This is a genomic window from Flavobacterium sp. (assembly GCF_040382755.1).
Classification (GTDB): domain Bacteria; phylum Bacteroidota; class Bacteroidia; order Flavobacteriales; family Flavobacteriaceae; genus Flavobacterium.
This window is the reverse complement of record NZ_JBEIET010000007.1, coordinates 1-18,416: the sequence shown is the minus strand read 5'-3', so window position 1 is coordinate 18,416 and position 18,416 is coordinate 1. Positions and strand designations below refer to the sequence as shown.

Annotated in this window: 20 protein-coding genes; 12 read left to right on the top strand and 8 right to left on the bottom strand. The window is 28.2% G+C overall.

Annotated features, from left to right (window positions below; translation table 11 throughout):
* Window positions 1-4: 4 nt before the first annotated feature.
* A complete protein-coding gene (locus ABWO04_RS01580; RefSeq protein WP_353076716.1) occupies window positions 5-3,145 on the bottom strand; it encodes a type ISP restriction/modification enzyme in 3,141 nt (1,046 codons plus the stop codon).
* A gap of 223 nt (window positions 3,146-3,368) precedes the next feature.
* Between ABWO04_RS01580 and ABWO04_RS01575 the strand changes: the two genes are divergently transcribed.
* Window positions 3,369-3,965, top strand: coding sequence for a hypothetical protein (locus ABWO04_RS01575; RefSeq protein ID WP_353076714.1), 597 nt, complete (start codon window positions 3,369-3,371; stop codon window positions 3,963-3,965).
* A 402-nt stretch (window positions 3,966-4,367) separates the two neighbouring features.
* Here ABWO04_RS01575 and ABWO04_RS01570 read toward each other — a convergent pair whose 3' ends face one another.
* The 3 genes from ABWO04_RS01570 to ABWO04_RS01560 form a co-directional block, all read right to left on the bottom strand.
* Complete coding sequence (locus ABWO04_RS01570) at window positions 4,368-4,772, bottom strand: hypothetical protein (RefSeq protein ID WP_353076712.1); 405 nt, start codon at window positions 4,770-4,772, stop codon at window positions 4,368-4,370.
* Between the two features lie 87 nt (window positions 4,773-4,859).
* Window positions 4,860-5,390 (bottom strand): hypothetical protein, encoded by a 531-nt coding sequence (locus ABWO04_RS01565; RefSeq protein WP_353076711.1) that lies wholly within the window; start codon window positions 5,388-5,390, stop codon window positions 4,860-4,862.
* Between the two features lie 128 nt (window positions 5,391-5,518).
* Window positions 5,519-5,944 (bottom strand): hypothetical protein, encoded by a 426-nt coding sequence (locus tag ABWO04_RS01560; RefSeq protein ID WP_353076709.1) that lies wholly within the window; start codon window positions 5,942-5,944, stop codon window positions 5,519-5,521.
* A gap of 106 nt (window positions 5,945-6,050) precedes the next feature.
* Here ABWO04_RS01560 and ABWO04_RS01555 point away from each other — a divergent pair, with 106 nt between their 5' ends.
* The gene (locus ABWO04_RS01555) at window positions 6,051-6,269 is read left to right on the top strand and encodes a helix-turn-helix domain-containing protein (RefSeq protein WP_353076708.1); all 219 of its coding nucleotides are present in this window, start codon (window positions 6,051-6,053) and stop codon (window positions 6,267-6,269) included.
* Here the strand turns inward: ABWO04_RS01555 and ABWO04_RS01550 are convergent.
* From ABWO04_RS01550 to ABWO04_RS01535, 4 genes are all read right to left on the bottom strand, one after another.
* Entirely contained in the window at window positions 6,262-6,471 is a 210-nt protein-coding gene (locus ABWO04_RS01550; RefSeq protein ID WP_353076707.1) for a hypothetical protein, read from the bottom strand. The genes ABWO04_RS01555 and ABWO04_RS01550 overlap by 8 nt on opposite strands.
* 104 nt (window positions 6,472-6,575) lie before the next feature.
* On the bottom strand, window positions 6,576-7,757 hold the full coding sequence (locus ABWO04_RS01545) for a hypothetical protein (protein WP_353076705.1): 1,182 nt from the start codon (window positions 7,755-7,757) through the stop codon (window positions 6,576-6,578).
* A 263-nt stretch (window positions 7,758-8,020) separates the two neighbouring features.
* Window positions 8,021-8,485: a JAB domain-containing protein gene (locus tag ABWO04_RS01540; protein ID WP_353076703.1), complete on the bottom strand. Its 465-nt coding sequence runs from the start codon at window positions 8,483-8,485 to the stop codon at window positions 8,021-8,023.
* A gap of 88 nt (window positions 8,486-8,573) precedes the next feature.
* Entirely contained in the window at window positions 8,574-8,975 is a 402-nt protein-coding gene (locus tag ABWO04_RS01535) for a hypothetical protein (RefSeq protein ID WP_353076702.1), read from the bottom strand.
* Window positions 8,976-9,337: 362 nt separating this feature from the next.
* On the opposite strand from ABWO04_RS01535, the gene ABWO04_RS01530 reads away from it, so the two are divergent.
* The 10 genes from ABWO04_RS01530 (at window position 9,338) to ABWO04_RS01485 (ending at window position 18,315) form a co-directional block, all read left to right on the top strand.
* Complete coding sequence (locus ABWO04_RS01530) at window positions 9,338-10,927, top strand: type I restriction-modification system subunit M (protein WP_353076701.1); 1,590 nt, start codon at window positions 9,338-9,340, stop codon at window positions 10,925-10,927.
* Window position 10,928: 1 nt separating this feature from the next.
* Complete coding sequence (locus tag ABWO04_RS01525; RefSeq protein ID WP_353076700.1) at window positions 10,929-12,116, top strand: restriction endonuclease subunit S; 1,188 nt, start codon at window positions 10,929-10,931, stop codon at window positions 12,114-12,116.
* A 7-nt stretch (window positions 12,117-12,123) separates the two neighbouring features.
* On the top strand, window positions 12,124-14,955 hold the full coding sequence (locus ABWO04_RS01520) for a type I restriction endonuclease subunit R (protein ID WP_353076698.1): 2,832 nt from the start codon (window positions 12,124-12,126) through the stop codon (window positions 14,953-14,955).
* A gap of 17 nt (window positions 14,956-14,972) precedes the next feature.
* Window positions 14,973-15,824, top strand: coding sequence for a hypothetical protein (locus ABWO04_RS01515; protein WP_353076696.1), 852 nt, complete (start codon window positions 14,973-14,975; stop codon window positions 15,822-15,824).
* Window position 15,825: 1 nt separating this feature from the next.
* Window positions 15,826-16,161: a hypothetical protein gene (locus tag ABWO04_RS01510; RefSeq protein WP_353076695.1), complete on the top strand. Its 336-nt coding sequence runs from the start codon at window positions 15,826-15,828 to the stop codon at window positions 16,159-16,161.
* Complete coding sequence (locus ABWO04_RS01505; RefSeq protein WP_353076693.1) at window positions 16,158-16,385, top strand: hypothetical protein; 228 nt, start codon at window positions 16,158-16,160, stop codon at window positions 16,383-16,385. Before ABWO04_RS01510 ends, ABWO04_RS01505 begins: the two co-directional genes overlap by 4 nt.
* A 12-nt stretch (window positions 16,386-16,397) precedes the next feature.
* Window positions 16,398-16,883: a thermonuclease family protein gene (locus ABWO04_RS01500; RefSeq protein ID WP_353076691.1), complete on the top strand. Its 486-nt coding sequence runs from the start codon at window positions 16,398-16,400 to the stop codon at window positions 16,881-16,883.
* A gap of 89 nt (window positions 16,884-16,972) precedes the next feature.
* Window positions 16,973-17,350, top strand: coding sequence for a hypothetical protein (locus ABWO04_RS01495; protein WP_353076689.1), 378 nt, complete (start codon window positions 16,973-16,975; stop codon window positions 17,348-17,350).
* Window positions 17,351-17,370: 20 nt separating this feature from the next.
* The gene (locus ABWO04_RS01490; RefSeq protein WP_353076687.1) at window positions 17,371-17,838 is read left to right on the top strand and encodes a helix-turn-helix domain-containing protein; all 468 of its coding nucleotides are present in this window, start codon (window positions 17,371-17,373) and stop codon (window positions 17,836-17,838) included.
* Between the two features lie 6 nt (window positions 17,839-17,844).
* Window positions 17,845-18,315, top strand: coding sequence for a hypothetical protein (locus ABWO04_RS01485; RefSeq protein ID WP_353076686.1), 471 nt, complete (start codon window positions 17,845-17,847; stop codon window positions 18,313-18,315).
* Window positions 18,316-18,416: the final 101 nt, after the last annotated feature.

Here is an 18,416-nt window from a genome sequence, read left to right as displayed (position 1 = left end):
ATTTTTACTCAATTTCAATTTTATCAATCTCTTTCATCAATCTATCGGTCTCGGTTAACGCAACAATAATCTTCATATAGTGTCTTATGTCGTCTATTTGAAGTTCTCTATCTTTTCGGTCTTTTAACCATTTTTGTGCCGGTTGATAACCTCCAATATAGAAGTTCCAAGCAACCTCCGGAACATCCTCAAAACATTGTGTTTCGTTGATGTAAACATTACCATTTTCATATTTGGTTTTACCTACAATATTAGTTCCGGTGTGAGGATATTTGGAGATTGGTTTCTCCACCACAGCACTTTCTAATAAATGGATTTGTCTTATTTCACCACCCAATTTCACCAACTTCCAAAATGTGTCTTTATCTTTTGGATAGGGAACTCTTGGGAAATCAATTTTTAGAAACTCTTTATATTTCTCCCGGTAAGTTGGAGAGTGTAATACCCCATAGATGTAATCTAATATATCAATTGGAGCAAAAGTATCTTTGATTGTTTCTTTCTCGTTTGTAAAGGTCAACCGAATTTTCCCGGATATTTCTTTAACAATCTCATCATTAAGATTAGGGGTTCTTTCTGATGATTGGTCTATGGTTTGTTGTTCATTGTTTTCAGGATAAAGATATAGAGGAAAAGTATACCCTCCTTCTTTAGTTTGGAGGGATATTAAACAAGATTCTTGTATGTTTTTTGATAAAAATATATGTCTAAATGCAGAGCTACTTTGCTGTTTTGATATTGTTAATGCAACATTAGAATGAATTAAATGTCGCATAATATTTTTTCTATCTCTATCAATTACATCATTGGAGTAATACACAAATCTTGTGTCAAAAAACCTGTAATCAATTTTAACTATAGATTGTTCAATAAACGAGCCCTTTCTTTTTTTATCCAACAGCCATTCATTGGTCTCTTTAATTTTATATTTTGAAATTAAATCTATATTTGATATCTCGGGATTGTAGAAATCTGTTATCCTGTTTTTTAATATATTTTTATCTATAGAAATTACAAATGAATCTCTGTGAGTTTGTATTCCTAAAGTATTTTTTGAAAATAGTTCATTTACTGAAATCCCCTTGTTATATATTTTTTGAATTTCTAAATCTTTCTTAATAAAGAAATAATGAGGATTAGAATATTCTAAATCATTGAAATTTATTTGATTAAAATTATTTTCAATAAGAAAATTATATTTTATTTCTCTCTTACCGAATAAATCAAAATTAAATACTTTACCTAACTCACTTGGTTTTTTCTTCCCGGTTTTTACAAACAAGTTTATTGAAACTCCTTGCATAATGTCAAATACATTTACATCAGCACTTCCATCAGGAGCAGTCTCTTTTTTCTTGCTATTTCCGTGAAGGTCGATAGTGTATATTTTGTCATAGGTTTTTAGTAAGTTCCATCGCATACCTCTAAAAGTAGGGTTGTCTAAAAATCCGTGAGGGTTAATAAATGCTAAAACTCCTTGTCCGTTTTTTTCAATATAATGTTGTCCGTATCGCAAAAACTTAACATAATCATCGTTAATAAATTTTGAATTTTGTTCTTGTAGTTTTTGAACTCCTCCTGGCTCTTTTTTATAATCATCCATTAACTTCATAATCCATTCTCCTTTATTGGCACTCTCACCACTATAAGGTGGATTACCAATTATGCACATTACAGGAGTGTCTCTTTTTACTTCATTGGCTTGGTCAGCTTCATCGGAGAGTAAATTTCCCCATAGAGTTCCTGAATCAGGGTGTGGCTCTTCTAATGAGTTGGTTAGAAAAACTCGTAGTCGTTGGTCTTTGGTTGGAACATAACCTGTTTCGGTTAACAACATATCTAATTTTAGATGTGCCATCGCATAGGATGCCATCAACAACTCAAACCCATTGATACGAGGAATTAAATCGTCCTCCACATATTTACTCCAAATGCCTTGCATTCCATCATACTTTTTGTGAATATGTTTGATGGTCTCAGCAAGAAAAGTTCCTGTTCCTGTTGCAGGGTCTAATATCTGAACCTTGTGAACTTCTTTTTCAATTTGTTTACCTTGATAATTAACTTTTATTTTCTTCTTACTTGAATCTGCCAATCCTTCAGGTAAATCAAATTCTGTTTTTAGAATATCATCCACAGCACGGACAATAAAATTAACTACCGGTTGAGGTGTATACCAAACTCCTCGTGCTTTTCGAAGTGCTGGATTGTAAGCTCCCAAGAATGTTTCGTAAAAGTGAACAACGGGGTCTTCTTGTTTGGTTGACTTACCAAAGTTCTTCATAATAGAAGCCACATCAGATGCTAGAAATACATTTACTAATTCATCAATTATCCATACTAACCTTGTGTCTAAATCTTCATCGGCAATGTCCTTAAATAACTTTCTTAAAAATGGGTTACTCTTCGGGATTAACTTAACCGCTTCTTCCCTTGAAAAGTTTTGTAATGTTGGGTCGTGATAACGAGCCGCAAACATTCCATAGGCAATGGTTTGAGAATATAAGTCAGAGAAGGATTTGTTATCAATATCAGAAATCAACATCTTTTGAAACGATAACATTTGTCTTTTAAGATTAGACAAATTACTATTTTCATCATCTTCATTTAATGACTTTTCAATAATATCTGCCATTAAACGAGCCTTACCCGCCATCATCTCTGCAAGTCGTGTTGGGGACTTTATAGATTGTGAAATAGTTTCACAAAAATTCTTAAATAATTGTGTAAATTGGTCATAGTTTTCAGGTTGTGGAACGATAGAGCCATTTTCAACTTTACCAATGGATATTTTAGTTGTAAAAATACCATCTCTGTAAAAATGAAAATCTATGTAATCGGTAATAATCAAGTTAGCAAGACCTGTTTTATAGCGGTCAAATTGTTCTTGATTACCTGTTTTCTTTTTTCCTTCAAGGTCTTTATCACCAACATCTTTTGCTTCAATAAATCCAACGGGTATTTCTCCACGAGTAATAATGTAATCAGGGGCACCACACGATTGTCGTTTTGGTTCGTTAGTCGCACGAATATCGGTAACTAAAGATTCTAACAATTGTTGTAAATCACCACGAAATGTGTGCTCCGTTGCATTACCTAACCTAAATCGTTGGTTTATGGTTTCAATGTATTGATGTAAAGTCATAATTGTAATACTAAAAAGACAAATATAATATAAAAAAAACTTTTAATTATTTGACTTTTCTATCTTAATCATCTACTTATTATAATGATAGAAATACTTAATAAGATATAGTCATTATAAAGTGGTCAGTTATTTTAATCAATTAGATTAAAAATCCTTTACAAATAGTATCTCAAAGTCATTTTGTGTCAAATAAACTTTAATAATTAAAGATAGATTTATTATGCTAACTAATGAATGGTATACAAAGAATGAAATATTAAAATTATATCCTATTTCACCATCAACTTACAAACAAAGAATTAAAAGTATTGACCCCACCCACTCAAAATTCATAACCTCTAAATCAGGTTCACCAACTCGTTTGATTCACCATTCAGTATTAGATGATTTATTTAGAAAGAGAAGACGATTGAGTAAAAATGAACATAACCAAACAATTAAATGGGTTAGAAATCATTATTGGAGTTATTTTGGAGATGTAGTGCCCGGAAGTTCAAATGTAGATGACTTAAAAAATAAGATGAGATTTATTTTTAATGAACTCAAAAAATTACAGATGGAAAAGAATCAATTAACTCTATTCTATGCAATTGAAAAGAATACTGAAGACAAATATTACCACGCACACTTTTTAATTGATTGTGCAAAGGATATGCTCGTTGCAAAGGATATTGAAGACAAACTTGAACTTATATGTGACCCCAATTCATATAAAGAAGGACGAATTTATGTCAAAGAATATGACTTAAAGTTTGATAAAGGTGGTTCAATATATAACTCAAAAGAGAAGAGATATTTTTATGAGGTGTTGGGATGACCTAATAATATTTCTCTTCAGGAGAAAAAGTATATGAATTAGATTTGACAGTAGTGAATAATAAAATCTTGCAGAAATCTTGCAAATTAAAAAAGGTTCCAAGAAATAAATCTTGAAACCTTTGATTTTACTTGTGGTCCCACCTGGGCTCGAACCAGGGACCACCTGATTATGAGTCCCTTCAAGTTATGTTTCATTTCTTTCTTTTTGTTTGTAAATGCCTTATTTTAAAGAGAGTTTCACTTTTACTTTTTGCCTTTAGTTGCTTTTGTTTCTATATTGTATATAAAATGTTTAACCTATGTTTGACCTGAATAATTTTTGATATTTATTATATCTTCTTAATTATTAATTCAGCCAAAATTCAATATTCTGTTTTTATATAAAATCTCATAATTAGATTTAAAAAGGGACATAATTTGGTGAACTTGGATTATTGTAATAATGTAGATATATTCTTTTGTTCAAATCTTTTATATTGTTTAGAGTTTTTAAATTGACACATTCATTTACTCCAATAATTTTGTTTTCATGGTTTTTAAATATTAAGGAAAAATATTGTTTACTTTTATCACCCACTAATATATGTCCACTACAACCTTTATTACATCCATAACATACACCAGAGTTTGGCTCTAAATAAGAATCTCCTGATTCTTTAAACTTATTAATTGCAATAGTCATATCTCTTATTAAAAACAACCTATCAGAATTTTTATAATCTTCCGTATGTATATAAAATTCCTTGAACATTTCTATATCAAGTCGCACTACGGCTTGTAATAATACTTTTTCTAACTCAAGCATTAAAATTTATTTAAATTATTTTGTTCATTTCCAACGTACATAATCCAAATGTGTTGTGTATCTAAGTTATTTAAAACTTAACCCTTTTCATTTAGAAAAGCTAGCATTTATTCCTTCATCCCCTTGCTGTAACTCTTGTTTTGCTTTACCAAATGCAGACATCCCTTTACTTTTTTTATTTTCAGCATCACTTATTGAATCATTGATTAGCTCATCATATGAAGCTTCTACAAGACATGTATCTTCTACAGGTGCCACTGCAACACAGTCTACGGCAATTTCATCAGGCAACGCAAGTGTATCCTGCATGGCTTTGGAATTGTCTGATTTTGAGTTATTATTACAGCTTTTTCCTATTATTAAAATAATAATCAATACAAGAATAGATATTGCCATTAATTTGATATCCCACTTTAAAACTTTTTCCTTTAAACTTTTTCCTTTTTTACTAATCTGAACGTCATCTGAAAAAATAAAAAGCAAAATGGACATTATAATAAATAGCAAAAGGAAAAACAAAGTGTTAATGTAATTAAAAGTACAACCAAATAAATCTACAACATCCATTAAATTTGTTGTATCTTCAAATTCTACAGGTATCTCTACTTGTATTTTCACTTTCGAAATGAAAGAAATTAAAACTAGTGTAATCAGAAAAATTGATAATGAAATTTTCTTTTTATTAAAATCAAACATAGTTAAGGTTATTAGGTAGGTAGTTAAAAGTTGTTTTGCCTTTAAAATAATTAATAATTAGTTCTGTTTTCACTGTCGGGATTAATAAAACTGAACATTGTTAAAACAGAACTGATAAGCGTAATACTTGTGAATAGTATTATGAAAAAACTTTCTCCACTATCTAGTGTTGCATATTTGGCAATTAATTCTTTGATTAGAAAAAAGTTAATAACAATAGTCAATAAAATTGCAACATACTTTTTGTGATTAGGCACTATGAATGAACCTATATAAACAAAAACACACCCATTAGCCAAGCCATTTGAAATTGCTAAATATAATTTACTGAAGAGACTATCTGAGTCATAACCCAATCTCCACATTGAAAAATCATTAAGATAACCTAATAGTTTAATAACAATAATTGTTGCTATTAAAGATAGTGGCATGAACAATAGCCAACGTAATATAGTATTGAAGTTTTCTTTCTTCATAAATAAGCTTGTAAAATAAAACAACTAGTTATCATTAATGATAACCATATAAAGCAAAAATAGTACAAATTTTGAGTTATCATATAATATAACTCTTAAATGTTAAATGTCAGATAATTCTCTTCAAATAAATGTTGGAAAAAACATCCAGAAACTCAGAGAGCTTAAGGGTATTTCACAACAAGATCTAGCTGCTAAATGCAACTTTGAGAAGAGTAACATGTCCAGACTTGAGGCAGGTAGAGTAAATCCAACACTTTCAACTTTGGAAAAAGTAGCTAATGCACTAGAGATTACTTTAGTTGAACTTTTTAACTTTAGCTAAAGCAAAACGCACCCCTTAAAACATCACAATTGTATATAAGTATCACGTTCTTTACTTCAATTGAATTTAAGTCTCCAACGTATCTGTAATAATCATAATCAAGTCCATTCTTGTCTGTTTTTGTTTCTTTGTACTCTAATTCAAACTCATGTAAAGAAAACTCTTCTCCTATAGCAAATTGATTTAAAATAATATTTTCCATTGTTTAAAATGATTAGTTTGATGCTTAAACAAATTATAATCATGCAAAAATAGAATTGAAAGATAATTGTCAAGCAGTGTTGCAAATTTGCAAGTGCAAATTAATTATAACTCATAATCATCTATTGGGTCATAAACATACCAATCAATGGCATTGGTGTTAAATAAAACTTTTCTGTTTTCCTCACCATTACCTGAAATAATATAGTGGCTGGCATGAGAAGCATCCATTATTTTATAAAATGCAGATTTAATTCTTGATAAGTGGGTATAAATGGCTTTTGTTTCTAAATTAACTACATCATCAATACTCTTAACCATTTTATCATGATCTAATTGGTTTGAAACAGAAATGTAAATAGTTAGAAGTTCTTTTTTAAAGTTTTCAAGTTCTTTTAAATTAATTCCTTCTGGGTGTTTTAAGAATAAAAAGTAAACAGATTTAGTTAAATGGCTTAATTCTACTTCTTTTTTGAAGTAAGGAAGCAATATCTTATTTTGTTTGTCAATTGTAATTTTGCTTATACTTTTAAAATCAATTTTTTCAGTTTGTTTATCAAGTAAGTCTTTTAAAATGGGCACAATAAATAACAATTGACCTGAATCGGTTAAAGCAGCTAATTTTTCTTTTAAATCATTAACAATTTGGGCTGCTTCTTCATCAAGCTTTTCTGTTAAATCTACTATTGGAGGTATGTTAGCTATCATAGCATCATACTCCAGATTACTTATTTCTGCAAGGTAATCTTCAAATTCTTTAAAAAATGAACTAAAATCAATTTCACTATTTTTTTCATAAAAAGCATCAGAAACACCTACAACATTATTATAAAGTATAAAGCCTGAATTGAAATTGCCCTTATAATCTATTAATTTTAGAATATCACTGTAGTTATAAGATGAAGGTGTAAATTCCTCTTCTGGAAATACAGCACCGAAGTCATCTATGCCTTTATTAAGTCCTTTAGCAAACATTAACTCCCCATATTGATTTTTTACTTTTTGGGGAATCTCATAATAAGTTAATTGTGGTAAAAAGTATTCTACAACTTTATCTAAATCATTTATTGTATTAGTTAATAAAGGAGCAAAAATCAAGTTGAAATTATGTTTAGAAAATTTATCTCTAAGTTCATCATAATTACTCCTTATGTATTTGTTTAAAGCAATGTTATTTTCCTTTTCAAAGTATATAATACAATTACTTGGCATGCTAAATTTAATGCCAAATTTATATTCCCAGTTGAGAACATTATTTTCTATTATTAAGTTACTTTGATTTTGCATTTAAGTTGTATTTTAAAACAACGAATATAAAAAAAGCTATTTAAAGAAGATCATTTAGTTTATTAAATTTTAGTATTTACAGCCTTTATTAACAGTAAATCAAATATCTTAATAGTTTAGGTAATCAAGATTACAAAAAATGTTATTTTTAAGAAATGAATGTAGAAAAGTAAATTAAAATATGGCTATTATATTATATGATGGTTTAAAGTAGAAATTTGTTTTTACCTCATTTTGAGGGGTAAATGGACTAGCTTACATTCTCAACTTAACTTTCCTTCACTTGAAAAACTAAAAAATCCATTCTTTGTAATAATTAAATGGTCCAATAATGTAACATCTAATAAGTCCGCACATTTTTTGATACTCTTAGTTATAGTAATATCAGCATCACTAGGCTTTAAATTGCCACTTGGATGATTGTGACACAATATTATTCCTATTGCATTACATTTTAATACTACCGCAAAGATTAATCTTAAATCAACAACAGTTCCAGTTCTTCCACCTTTGGATAAAGGATAAATACCTAGTACTTCATTTGCTCTATTGAGTAGCAATATTTTAAATTCTTCTTGTAATTCAATAATGTCTGAATCCCATGAGGATAGAATCAACTCAAATGCTTTTTGGGCATTAGTAATTTTTATATTAGGAGTATTGGCAGTACTATAGGATACTTTTATCTCAGCTACTTCACTGTGTTTTGATTGCATATCTGTTATCATTTTACATAACTTTTAAAACATAAAAATGTCCAAAATTTATATTGTACTATATAGATAGCTTATAAATTTTGGACAAAATTAGATTTGATTAATGAACTAACTGGCCATTTGTTGAGAATGAATTGCCAACAGGGGCTTTAGACATAAACTCTTCAATGGTAGTGTTACTCTTCTCAGGAGAATATTTAGGAGCTTCATGCTCTACATATTCAAATCTGTGTGATAGTGTAATGATTTCTCCTGTTTCCTTAATGGTGTAGGAGTAGTCTTCACAAGCCACTTTCTTCACAGATCCTGGCAGTTCTGTTCCAATTAATGATTGACAAGTTAGCTCATCAAATGTGCATGACATTGATGCTTTTCTTGCAGTCATGTAATTCTTTCCAGTTTCTCGGGATTTAACTATTTCAACCCCGCCTTGTAATTCTAGAGTAAAGAATTCTTTTCCTTCCTCTGTTGTTCTTTTTTGATAGTTTGAAATTCTTACCATTTTTTTCTTGTTTTCTTGAGTTAAACATTTTAGTAACTAAACAATATTTTCTCTGGAGTAACACTTAGCTTTCACCTTAAGTAATTATTTCTAGCCAGATTTATTGTTTAACACAACACCGGAGGGGGCATTGTAATCACTCTGAATTGGTGGGGGTTTTGAGAAGGATGGATTGCGTACAAAAAATTTTATAAAAATTTGAAATACTTTAGTGCCAGTGGCAAATCAATATTAATAATTACACAGTTAATTTTTTTTACAAAAAACTTTACCTAACTATTAAATAGAATTTGCAAAAAGAATAACTAATATACATTTCTAATTTTATTCCTACATTTACGCTTTACAATAAAAAGCCAACAATGTCAGACGAACAGAAGAAATTATTAGAACAACAGCTTTGGGCTATTGCCAACATATTAAGAGGTAAAATGGATGCCGATGATTATAGAAACTATATTCTCGGCTTTATCTTTTTCAAATATCTATCCGAAAAATTAGAAATATATGCTAAAGAAATTCTTGAACCTGATAATTTAAAATATACAGATTTAGAAGAAGAAAAAGACAAAATGTATATTGATGCAGTAAAAAAAGCATGTATCAAAAAATTAGGTTATTTTCTTAAACCATCAGAGTTATTTTCAAGTTTAGCAAACAAAGGGAATAATTTAGTTGATAATGAAACTAATGAGAATGACGAAGCTACTCAATTTTTTATTCTTGAAGACTTAGAAAGAATATTAAACAACATTGAGCAAAGCACAATGGGTACAGAGAGTGAAGACGACTTTGTACGTTTATTTGAAGACCTTGATTTAAACTCTTCTAAACTAGGTAAAACAACAAAAGCAAAAAATGAAATTATTGCTAAAATACTAAATGCACTTAATAAAATTGATTTTCAATTAGAAGATACAAACGCTGATGTTTTAGGCGATGCTTATGAGTATTTAATTGGTGAGTTCGCAGCAGGTGCAGGAAAAAAAGCTGGTGAATTTTACACACCACAACAAGTATCTACAATATTAGCAAAGATAGTTACAACAAGAAAAAAACGATTAAAATCAGTATATGATCCAACGTGTGGTAGTGGTTCGTTATTACTTCGAGTAGCTAAAGAAGTTGAAGATGTTGGTTATTTTTATGGACAAGAGTTAAACAGAACTACATACAACTTAGCTCGAATGAATATGATTTTACATGATGTTCATTACACTAAATTCGATATTAAACAAGGAGATACATTAGAAGACGATTTACACGAAGAATTAAAAGCCGAAGCTATCGTAGCAAATCCACCATTCTCAGCTCAATGGAGTGCTAAACAAATTTTTGCTTCTGATGATAGATTTAGTCAATATGGTAGATTAGCACCTAAAACTAAAGCCGATTTTGCTTTTGTACAACACATGATACATCATTTAGACGATAATGGTATTATGGCTTGTGTGCTTCCACATGGAGTTTTATTTAGAGGTGCAGCAGAAGGTCATATTAGAAAATATTTGATTGAAGACAGAAACTACTTAGATGCTGTTATTGGTTTACCTTCAAATGTATTTTATGGCACAGGTATTCCAACATCAATTTTGGTTTTTAAAAAATGTAGAGAAATAGACGAGGATATTTTATTTATTGATGCTAGTAATCATTTTGAAAAAGTAAAAACACAAAATGTGTTATTGCCGGAACATATCGATAAAATAATTAGCACATATCAAGAGCGTTTAGTTGAGGAAAAATACAGCTACAGAGCTACTTTACAAGAAATAAAGGACAACGATTATAATTTAAATATTCCAAGATATGTTGATACGTTTGAAGCTACTGAACGTATTGATTTAAATGCAGTTACAAATGAATTAAAAGAGTTAGAAAAGGAAATTATAAATACAGATAATACAATTGCAGATTTTTGTAAACAACTAAACATTCAAACACCTTTTTGATATGAATGCATTAAGTCCAAAATTAAGATTTTCTGAATTTAATAATAAATGGAATAAACATATCTTAGGTAAGCTAAGTGATGTTAGAGATGGCACACATGATAGTCCAAAATACGTTGACAAGGGTTATCCTTTAATAACCTCTAAAAATTTAAATGAAAATGGTGTACTTGATTTTAAGAATGTTGAGTTTATAACACAATTTGATTTTGACAATATAAATAGACGGTCAAAAGTCGATAAAGGCGATATAATTTTTGGTATGATTGGAACTATTGGTAATCCTGTATTATTAAATAGAGATGATTTTGCAATAAAAAATGTTGCTTTAATAAAAGAAAAAAATGAACTAAAAAATACATTTTTAATTCAAAACTTAAAGTCTAACCATATATTAAGACAAATTTACAAAGAAAATGTAGGTGGTACTCAGAAGTTCGTTTCTTTAAGTGTAATTAGAAATCTTGAAGTGTTTTTACCATCAATTGAGGAACAAAATAAAATTTCAGTTTTTCTAAGCAATGTTGATAATAAAATTAACCAACTAACAAAAAAGAAAGAACTTTTAGAGCAATATAAAAAAGGCATTATGCAAAAAATCTTTAATCAAGAAATTAGATTTAAAGATGATAATGGTAATGACTATCCTGAATGGTATGAGAAAACTTTAGATGATATTGCCACAATAAACATGGGGCAATCACCAAGTTCTAATTCATATAATATTGATGGTAATGGTCTAATGCTAATACAAGGTAATGCTGATATAAAAGATAGAAAAACAAATCCGAGACAATGGACAAGTCAGCCAACTAAAAAATGTGAAATAGGAGATATTATACTTACAGTTAGAGCACCTGTTGGCTTTGTTTCAAAATCTATTCATAAAGCATGTATTGGCAGAGGTGTTTGCTCTATTAAATCTAAAGATCAAAATAACAATGAGTTTGTTTATCAATTTTTATTATACTTTGAAGATAAATGGGGCAAATTGGAACAAGGCAGCACATTTACAGCCGTTAGCGGTTCAGAAATAAAATCTATTCTTCTTGAAGTACCATCTTTCAAAGAACAAGATAAAATAGCAACATTTCTTTCTTCAATAGATAGTAAAATTAACAGTATAAATATTCAGTTAGAGGGTACAAAAGAATTTAAAAAAGGTTTATTACAACAAATGTTTGTTTAAATAATATATGACTACACAACCAGAACAAGTACTTGAAAATAACCTTGTAAAACAATTACAAGATTTAGGGCATAAATTCGTAAACATCAAAGATGAAAAGGGTTTATATGCTAATCTAAAAACACAATTAGAAAAGCATAATAAAACTTCATTTTCAGATAATGAATTTAACAAAATACTCATTCATTTAAGTAAAGGTAACATCTTTGATAAAGCTAAAACTTTAAGAGATAGTTATGGTTTAAAACGAGATGATAACACTACTTTTTATGTTGAGTTTATCAATCAAAATTTTTGGTGTCAAAACGAATTTCAAGTTTCAAATCAAATAACAATAGAAGGTAGTTATACAAACCGCTATGATGTTACTATTTTAATTAATGGATTGCCTTTAGTTCAAATAGAATTAAAACGTAGAGGTATAGAATTAAAAGAAGCTTTTAATCAAGTAAATCGCTATCATAAACACTCATATAGTGCAGTTAACGGTCTATTTCAATACGTTCAAGTATTTGTTATTAGTAATGGTGTAAATACAAAATACTACGCTAATAATCCTAAACAATCATTCAAGCAAACATTCTTCTGGAGTGATGAAAACAATAAAAACATTACCCAGTTAGAACAATTTACAGCAAGGTTTTTAGATCCTTGTCATATTGCTAAAATCATTACAAAATACATAGTACTTCACGAAAGCGATAGTATTCCAATGGTTATGCGACCATATCAGTATTATGCAGTAGAGCAAATTATTGAGAGAGTTAAAAACAGTACTAAAAACGGCTACATTTGGCATACAACAGGTTCAGGCAAAACGCTTACATCATTTAAAGCAAGTCAAATATTAACTAACAATCCAAAAGTACATAAAGTAGTCTTCGTAGTTGATAGACAAGATTTAGACGAGCAAACAGTAAGAGAATTTAACGCATTTCAAAAAGATAGTATCGACGGAACAGAGAATACAAAAATGTTAGTCAATCAGTTTTTAGATGATACACCTCTTATCGTTACAACTATTCAAAAATTAAATACAGCAATATCAAAAGTTCGTTTCAATGATAAAATGAAACAGCTACAAGATAAAAAGATAGTATTTATTTTCGATGAATGTCATAGAAGTCAGTTTGGAGATACACATAAAAAAATAGTTGATTTCTTTAAAAATCATCAAATGTTTGGTTTTACAGGAACACCAATATTTGCAAAAAATGCAGTAGCCAAAGAAAGCAAGAAAAACACAACAGCAATGTTATTTCACGATTGCTTACATAAATATGTAATTACAGATGCTATTCGTGATGAAAATGTTTTAAAATTCTCTATTGAATATATTGGAAGATATAAAGAAAATGAAAACTCAAAAACCAATGTAGATATAGAGGTTGAAGCTATTGATACAAAGGAGTTAATGGAAAGTCCTAAAAGGCTTGAAGCAATATCAAACTACATTATAAACAATCATTCAAGAAAAACACATAACAGAACATTTACAGCAATGTTTTGTGTTAGTAGTGTTGATATATTAATTAAGTATTACGAGTTATTACGAGCCAGTAAACAAGCAGGAAATCATAATTTAAACATAGCTACTATATTTTCTTTTAATGCCAATGAAGATGATAAAGATGCAAATGGTTTTATTCCAGATGATGAATTTAGCGATACATTACCAATCAATAAACATTCAAGAGATAAATTAGAAGAGTTCATAAAAGAATACAATGCAACTCATAAAACTAACTTTTCTACTAAAGACAGCGAAAGTTTTTTCAATTATAAAAAAGACATTTCTAAAAGAGTTAAGAATAAGCAAATTGATATACTATTAGTAGTAAATATGTTCCTTACAGGTTTTGATAGTAAAACATTAAATACTTTGTATGTTGATAAAAATTTAAAATATCACGGATTAATTCAAGCCTATTCAAGAACAAATAGAATTTTAGACGAGAAGAAATCACAAGGTAACGTAGTAGTGTTTAGAAATCTAAAACAAGCCACAGACGATGCAGTAGCTTTGTTTTCTAATAAAGATGCCTTAGAAACAATTATAATTCAACCATACGAAGAGTATGTAAAAAAATTCAATAAAGCATATAAAACGTTAATGGCTATAACTCCAACAGTTGATAGTGTAAATGATTTAGAAAGTGAAGAGGAAGAAGTAAATTTCGCTAAAGCTTTCAGAGAAATAATAAGATTGCGTAATGTATTATCTTCATTCTCCGATTTTACTTTTGACGATGTTTATATGGAGGAACAAGAGTTTGATGACTATAAAAGCAAGTATCTTGACTTACACGAAAAAATTAAAACTAATTCCCAAAAAGAAAAAGTATCTATTATAGATGAAATTGATTTTGAATTAGAGTTAATCCACAGAGACGAAATAAATGTAGCTTATATATTGAGATTATTAGCTAATCTTAAAAATGCAACAGGAAAAGATTTAGATAAAAAGAAAAAAGAAATTGTAGATGCTTTAGCCGGTGAAACACAATTAAGAAGTAAAAAGGAATTAATTGAAAAATTCATATTAGAAAATTTACCATTAATTGCTGATGATAATGATATAGCAGATGAGTTTAATTCATTTTGGGACATTGAAACAAAAAAAGCATTAGACAACCTTTGTACAGAAGAAAATCTAGATAAAGAAAAAGTAGAAACAATAATTAATGATTATCTATTTACAGAAAGAAAACCAAACGAAGAAGAAGTAATCAACGCACTTGAAAAACAACCAAGTATATTACATCGTGATACAATAGGTGTAAGAATTACTGATAAAATAGTTAACTTCGTCAAAACCTTTATAGACGGTATTAATTGAGATAATTACATAACAATATGAATAGTGAAAGAAATTTATTAAAAAGATTATTAAAAGCGTATCCTGTTAAAGTCTTGAAAGATGTTTTTGATATAACTGGTTTAAGTCAAAACGAAATAATTGAAGAAGTATTAAATACTAATTCTCCTTTAATAGTGAAGAATTTTGCTTTTACAAATTTTACACATTTAAGGCAACACGTATATATTTATAATATTACTGGTGTAATGGATAATACATGGATTTGCGACAATGATTTATTGCACAATCAAACTAATATTACTCCAGCAATTAGAACATTAAATTTACTTTTTAAAGCTACATATAAAGTTTATAATCCCCAAACATCTGCAACGGAGGATGTTTTTTATTATACTCCTGTACAAATAAGAATAATTAATACAAAATTCATTATATCAATAAATATTCAAGAGAGAGATGCAACTAGTTTATTTAAAAGTGTTGTATTTTCAATTAATAAGGATATGATGGATGATGAAATTATAAAATATATAGTTGAGAGAATGCCGTTAACAGCTAGTTTAACAAGGTTAGACATTAACAAAGGTATCAAACAACTTTGGGAAGAAAATTTTATTGATGCAGCATCTGTAAAATATAAAAAAGCAAAGTCTACATCAACAGAAGTAATGGACGAAGAATTTACTTTAAAAACTACTATGCCAGATGTCTATAATGAATTGCAAAATGCACCTTTGCAAAAAAACATATTTAAAATTTTAGAAAGAGAAGATATTATATCACATTTCACCACAGAACCTTCAAATGGTAAGCTTTCTTTTACTAAATTTCCTGAAAACATTAACTCAATACCTGATTTGATAGATTTAATATTAACAAGAAACTGATATGTTTAAAAGTTTATTCAAAAGAAAAGCAGAGATAATTAAAAACACTGATCCCGATAGAATTTATGTCGAGAACATAAGAAGTTTTTTTAACTTACCTTATGGTGTAGCTAAAAAGCTTTGTGATATGGCAGTTAGACAAAACTTCTTCTATAAAAAATACGGTTTGTATTGTAAAAATGATGATTGTAAAAGAATAATCAGTGTTTATGATAATATTGAAGATATACCAAACCAAATTGAATGTTTTATTTGTCAAGCAAATGAAAAAGAGAAATATTCTTTTGATAAAAATGAATTAGAAATTGTTGAATTTTACCAACTAATAGAAAGATGAATATTTCAAAAAGACAAGCAGATGTATATAAGACAATGGCTGATATTTTATTAAAGTGTGTTGTTACTTTAGTTTCACTTAGCGTTTTCGTTTTTATACTGTATAAATTTTTTAATACTGAATGTTCTTGGGAAAGCAAAATTCCTCTTGGTGTTGTTGAAACCATTTTAGCAGGTACACTTTATAAAATGTTTGACCATTTTTTCCCAAAAGCCAATAATTAAACGAATGTTTTTTTGATAAGTATTAAAAATGAAAAAAATCTTATTAGTTTTATTTCTTGTATTTTCATCTATCAATTCAATCAGTCAAACAAAATTAACCATAAAGGTGTTGGTATAAAAGACGGAGATACAGTTGTCGTTTTAGACAGTTTAATTAATCAAACCAAATTAAGGTTAGCAGAAGTAGATTGTCCAGAAAAAAGTCAACCATTCGGCACAAAAGCAAAACAATTCACATCATACCAAATCTATCTTAAAACAATTAAATACGTTGTTACAGATACAGATAGATACGGCAGAAGTATAGCAATGATTTACTACGATACAGACAATAAATACTTATCAACAGAAATAATTAATGCAGGTATGGGTTGGCATTACAAAAGCTATTTTACTTCCAAAGAATTAGCAATATATGAAGATAATGCTAGAAAGAATAAAATAGGCTTATGGGTAGATAGTAATCCTATAAATCCGTCTGATTGGCGTAAGAATTAGTTTTATTATTTTGTTTTCATTAAGTTTGAATGAAAATTAACATTTTTTTTTAATAATAAATCAAAAGTTTAGTTGGAACTAAACAAATTATGTCTAAATTTGCACTTCATAAAATAGAAACCATAAAGGGTAAACAGGTTTTTTCTCAATTAGAAATAAATGGGGTTAAACAGTTAGATGCTTTTGAAAAAGATTTAGTTGGCACAACTTATGAAAGTGAGTTCAAACAATTATTAACTTTAATGGAATATGTTGCAAACAATAAAACTTTACCAGATACTAAATTTAGAGATATAACACCACAAAAAGAAAAAGTTAGAGAGTACGAATTTAAGTCTAAGCATCTACGCATTTATTCAATACAACAATTTGGTGGTAAAATAATTGTGGTAGGTGGTTATAAAAAAGACCAGAAAAAAGATATTAAATCATTTCGTTCTATAAAAAAACAATTCTTAAGTATATAATTAAATTAATTAATAATCAAATGAAAAGAGAAGAGCTTTTAAAAAGTAAAGAATATTGGATTACCAAAATTCAATTAGACTTATTTGAATTGATTAATAAATACATGAAAGAAAACAATTTAAATAAAACTCAATTAGCAACAAAATTAGGTGTTTCAAAAGGGTATATCACTCAAATTTTAAATGGCAATTTTGACCATAAAATAAGTAAGCTTATTGAACTATCTCTTGCTTTTGATAGAGTTCCTGTACTTGAGTATGAAAAAATAAATGATTATTTATTTGATGATTATCATGGTTTACTCGATAAGCAGAGAAAACAAATACAAGTTGTAATAGATTATTCTGATTTACATCTGTTCAAAGAGGGTGATTTTAAATCTTTTTCAAAAAACAATTTTTTAGATAAAACTAGCGTAAAGGATATTTCAGCGGATATTAATTTTAAATTCAATACACCTCTTAAAATAAATAATTGCATTAATTAATTGATTATGTCTAACATAGAATTTTCACTTAGACTTAATAAAGTCAAAATAGACGAATTTAATTTTAAAGAGCCTGATGACAGCTTCATAAATGATTTTAATGAAGAATTTTTAAAAATTGGTCTTGGTCTTAAAATAACTCACAATATAGATGACGAAATAATTGGTATTCATCTTAATATTATATACGATTATATTAATGAAGATGATCATAAAATTATATTAATTGAATTTAAAGGTTTATTTGAATATAAAATTAATGATTTAAAGAATATCATTTCGGATAATAGCAATGGTGGTATCAATATCCCAAATGTTATCTTGGAAACTATTATCGGACTTTCTATTTCTTCATCAAGGGGTATTATAATTGCTAAAACGGCAGGTTCATTTTTAAATAAACTTTACTTACCATTATTTAACCCAAGTGATATAGTTAAAAACCTTTTAAAGAATGAAAATTTAGAAGACAATTAATTAATCTCGTTTGTTTTTAGTTTGTTTTTAGTTTGTTTTTAAACATAATTTTTAATTATAATATTTTTCATAATTAAATGATAATTTTAATATATATAAAT

Bases quoted from the DNA above. Each gene is read 5' to 3' on its own strand.
- ABWO04_RS01530 (WP_353076701.1), top strand. From the start codon at position 9,338: ATGTCAGACGAACAGAAGAAATTATTAGAACAACAGCTTTGGGCTATT.
- ABWO04_RS01525 (WP_353076700.1), top strand. From the start codon at position 10,929: ATGAATGCATTAAGTCCAAAATTAAGATTTTCTGAATTTAATAATAAA.
- ABWO04_RS01545 (WP_353076705.1), bottom strand. From the start codon at position 7,757: ATGCAAAATCAAAGTAACTTAATAATAGAAAATAATGTTCTCAACTGG.
- ABWO04_RS01510 (WP_353076695.1), top strand. From the start codon at position 15,826: ATGTTTAAAAGTTTATTCAAAAGAAAAGCAGAGATAATTAAAAACACT.
- ABWO04_RS01560 (WP_353076709.1), bottom strand. From the start codon at position 5,944: ATGAAGAAAGAAAACTTCAATACTATATTACGTTGGCTATTGTTCATG.
- ABWO04_RS01540 (WP_353076703.1), bottom strand. From the start codon at position 8,485: ATGATAACAGATATGCAATCAAAACACAGTGAAGTAGCTGAGATAAAA.
- ABWO04_RS01515 (WP_353076696.1), top strand. From the start codon at position 14,973: ATGAATAGTGAAAGAAATTTATTAAAAAGATTATTAAAAGCGTATCCT.
- ABWO04_RS01580 (WP_353076716.1), bottom strand. From the start codon at position 3,145: ATGACTTTACATCAATACATTGAAACCATAAACCAACGATTTAGGTTA.
- ABWO04_RS01575 (WP_353076714.1), top strand. From the start codon at position 3,369: ATGCTAACTAATGAATGGTATACAAAGAATGAAATATTAAAATTATAT.
- ABWO04_RS01550 (WP_353076707.1), bottom strand. From the start codon at position 6,471: ATGGAAAATATTATTTTAAATCAATTTGCTATAGGAGAAGAGTTTTCT.
- ABWO04_RS01505 (WP_353076693.1), top strand. From the start codon at position 16,158: ATGAATATTTCAAAAAGACAAGCAGATGTATATAAGACAATGGCTGAT.
- ABWO04_RS01535 (WP_353076702.1), bottom strand. From the start codon at position 8,975: ATGGTAAGAATTTCAAACTATCAAAAAAGAACAACAGAGGAAGGAAAA.
- ABWO04_RS01570 (WP_353076712.1), bottom strand. From the start codon at position 4,772: ATGCTTGAGTTAGAAAAAGTATTATTACAAGCCGTAGTGCGACTTGAT.
- ABWO04_RS01555 (WP_353076708.1), top strand. From the start codon at position 6,051: ATGTCAGATAATTCTCTTCAAATAAATGTTGGAAAAAACATCCAGAAA.
- ABWO04_RS01495 (WP_353076689.1), top strand. From the start codon at position 16,973: ATGTCTAAATTTGCACTTCATAAAATAGAAACCATAAAGGGTAAACAG.
- ABWO04_RS01485 (WP_353076686.1), top strand. From the start codon at position 17,845: ATGTCTAACATAGAATTTTCACTTAGACTTAATAAAGTCAAAATAGAC.
- ABWO04_RS01520 (WP_353076698.1), top strand. From the start codon at position 12,124: ATGACTACACAACCAGAACAAGTACTTGAAAATAACCTTGTAAAACAA.
- ABWO04_RS01490 (WP_353076687.1), top strand. From the start codon at position 17,371: ATGAAAAGAGAAGAGCTTTTAAAAAGTAAAGAATATTGGATTACCAAA.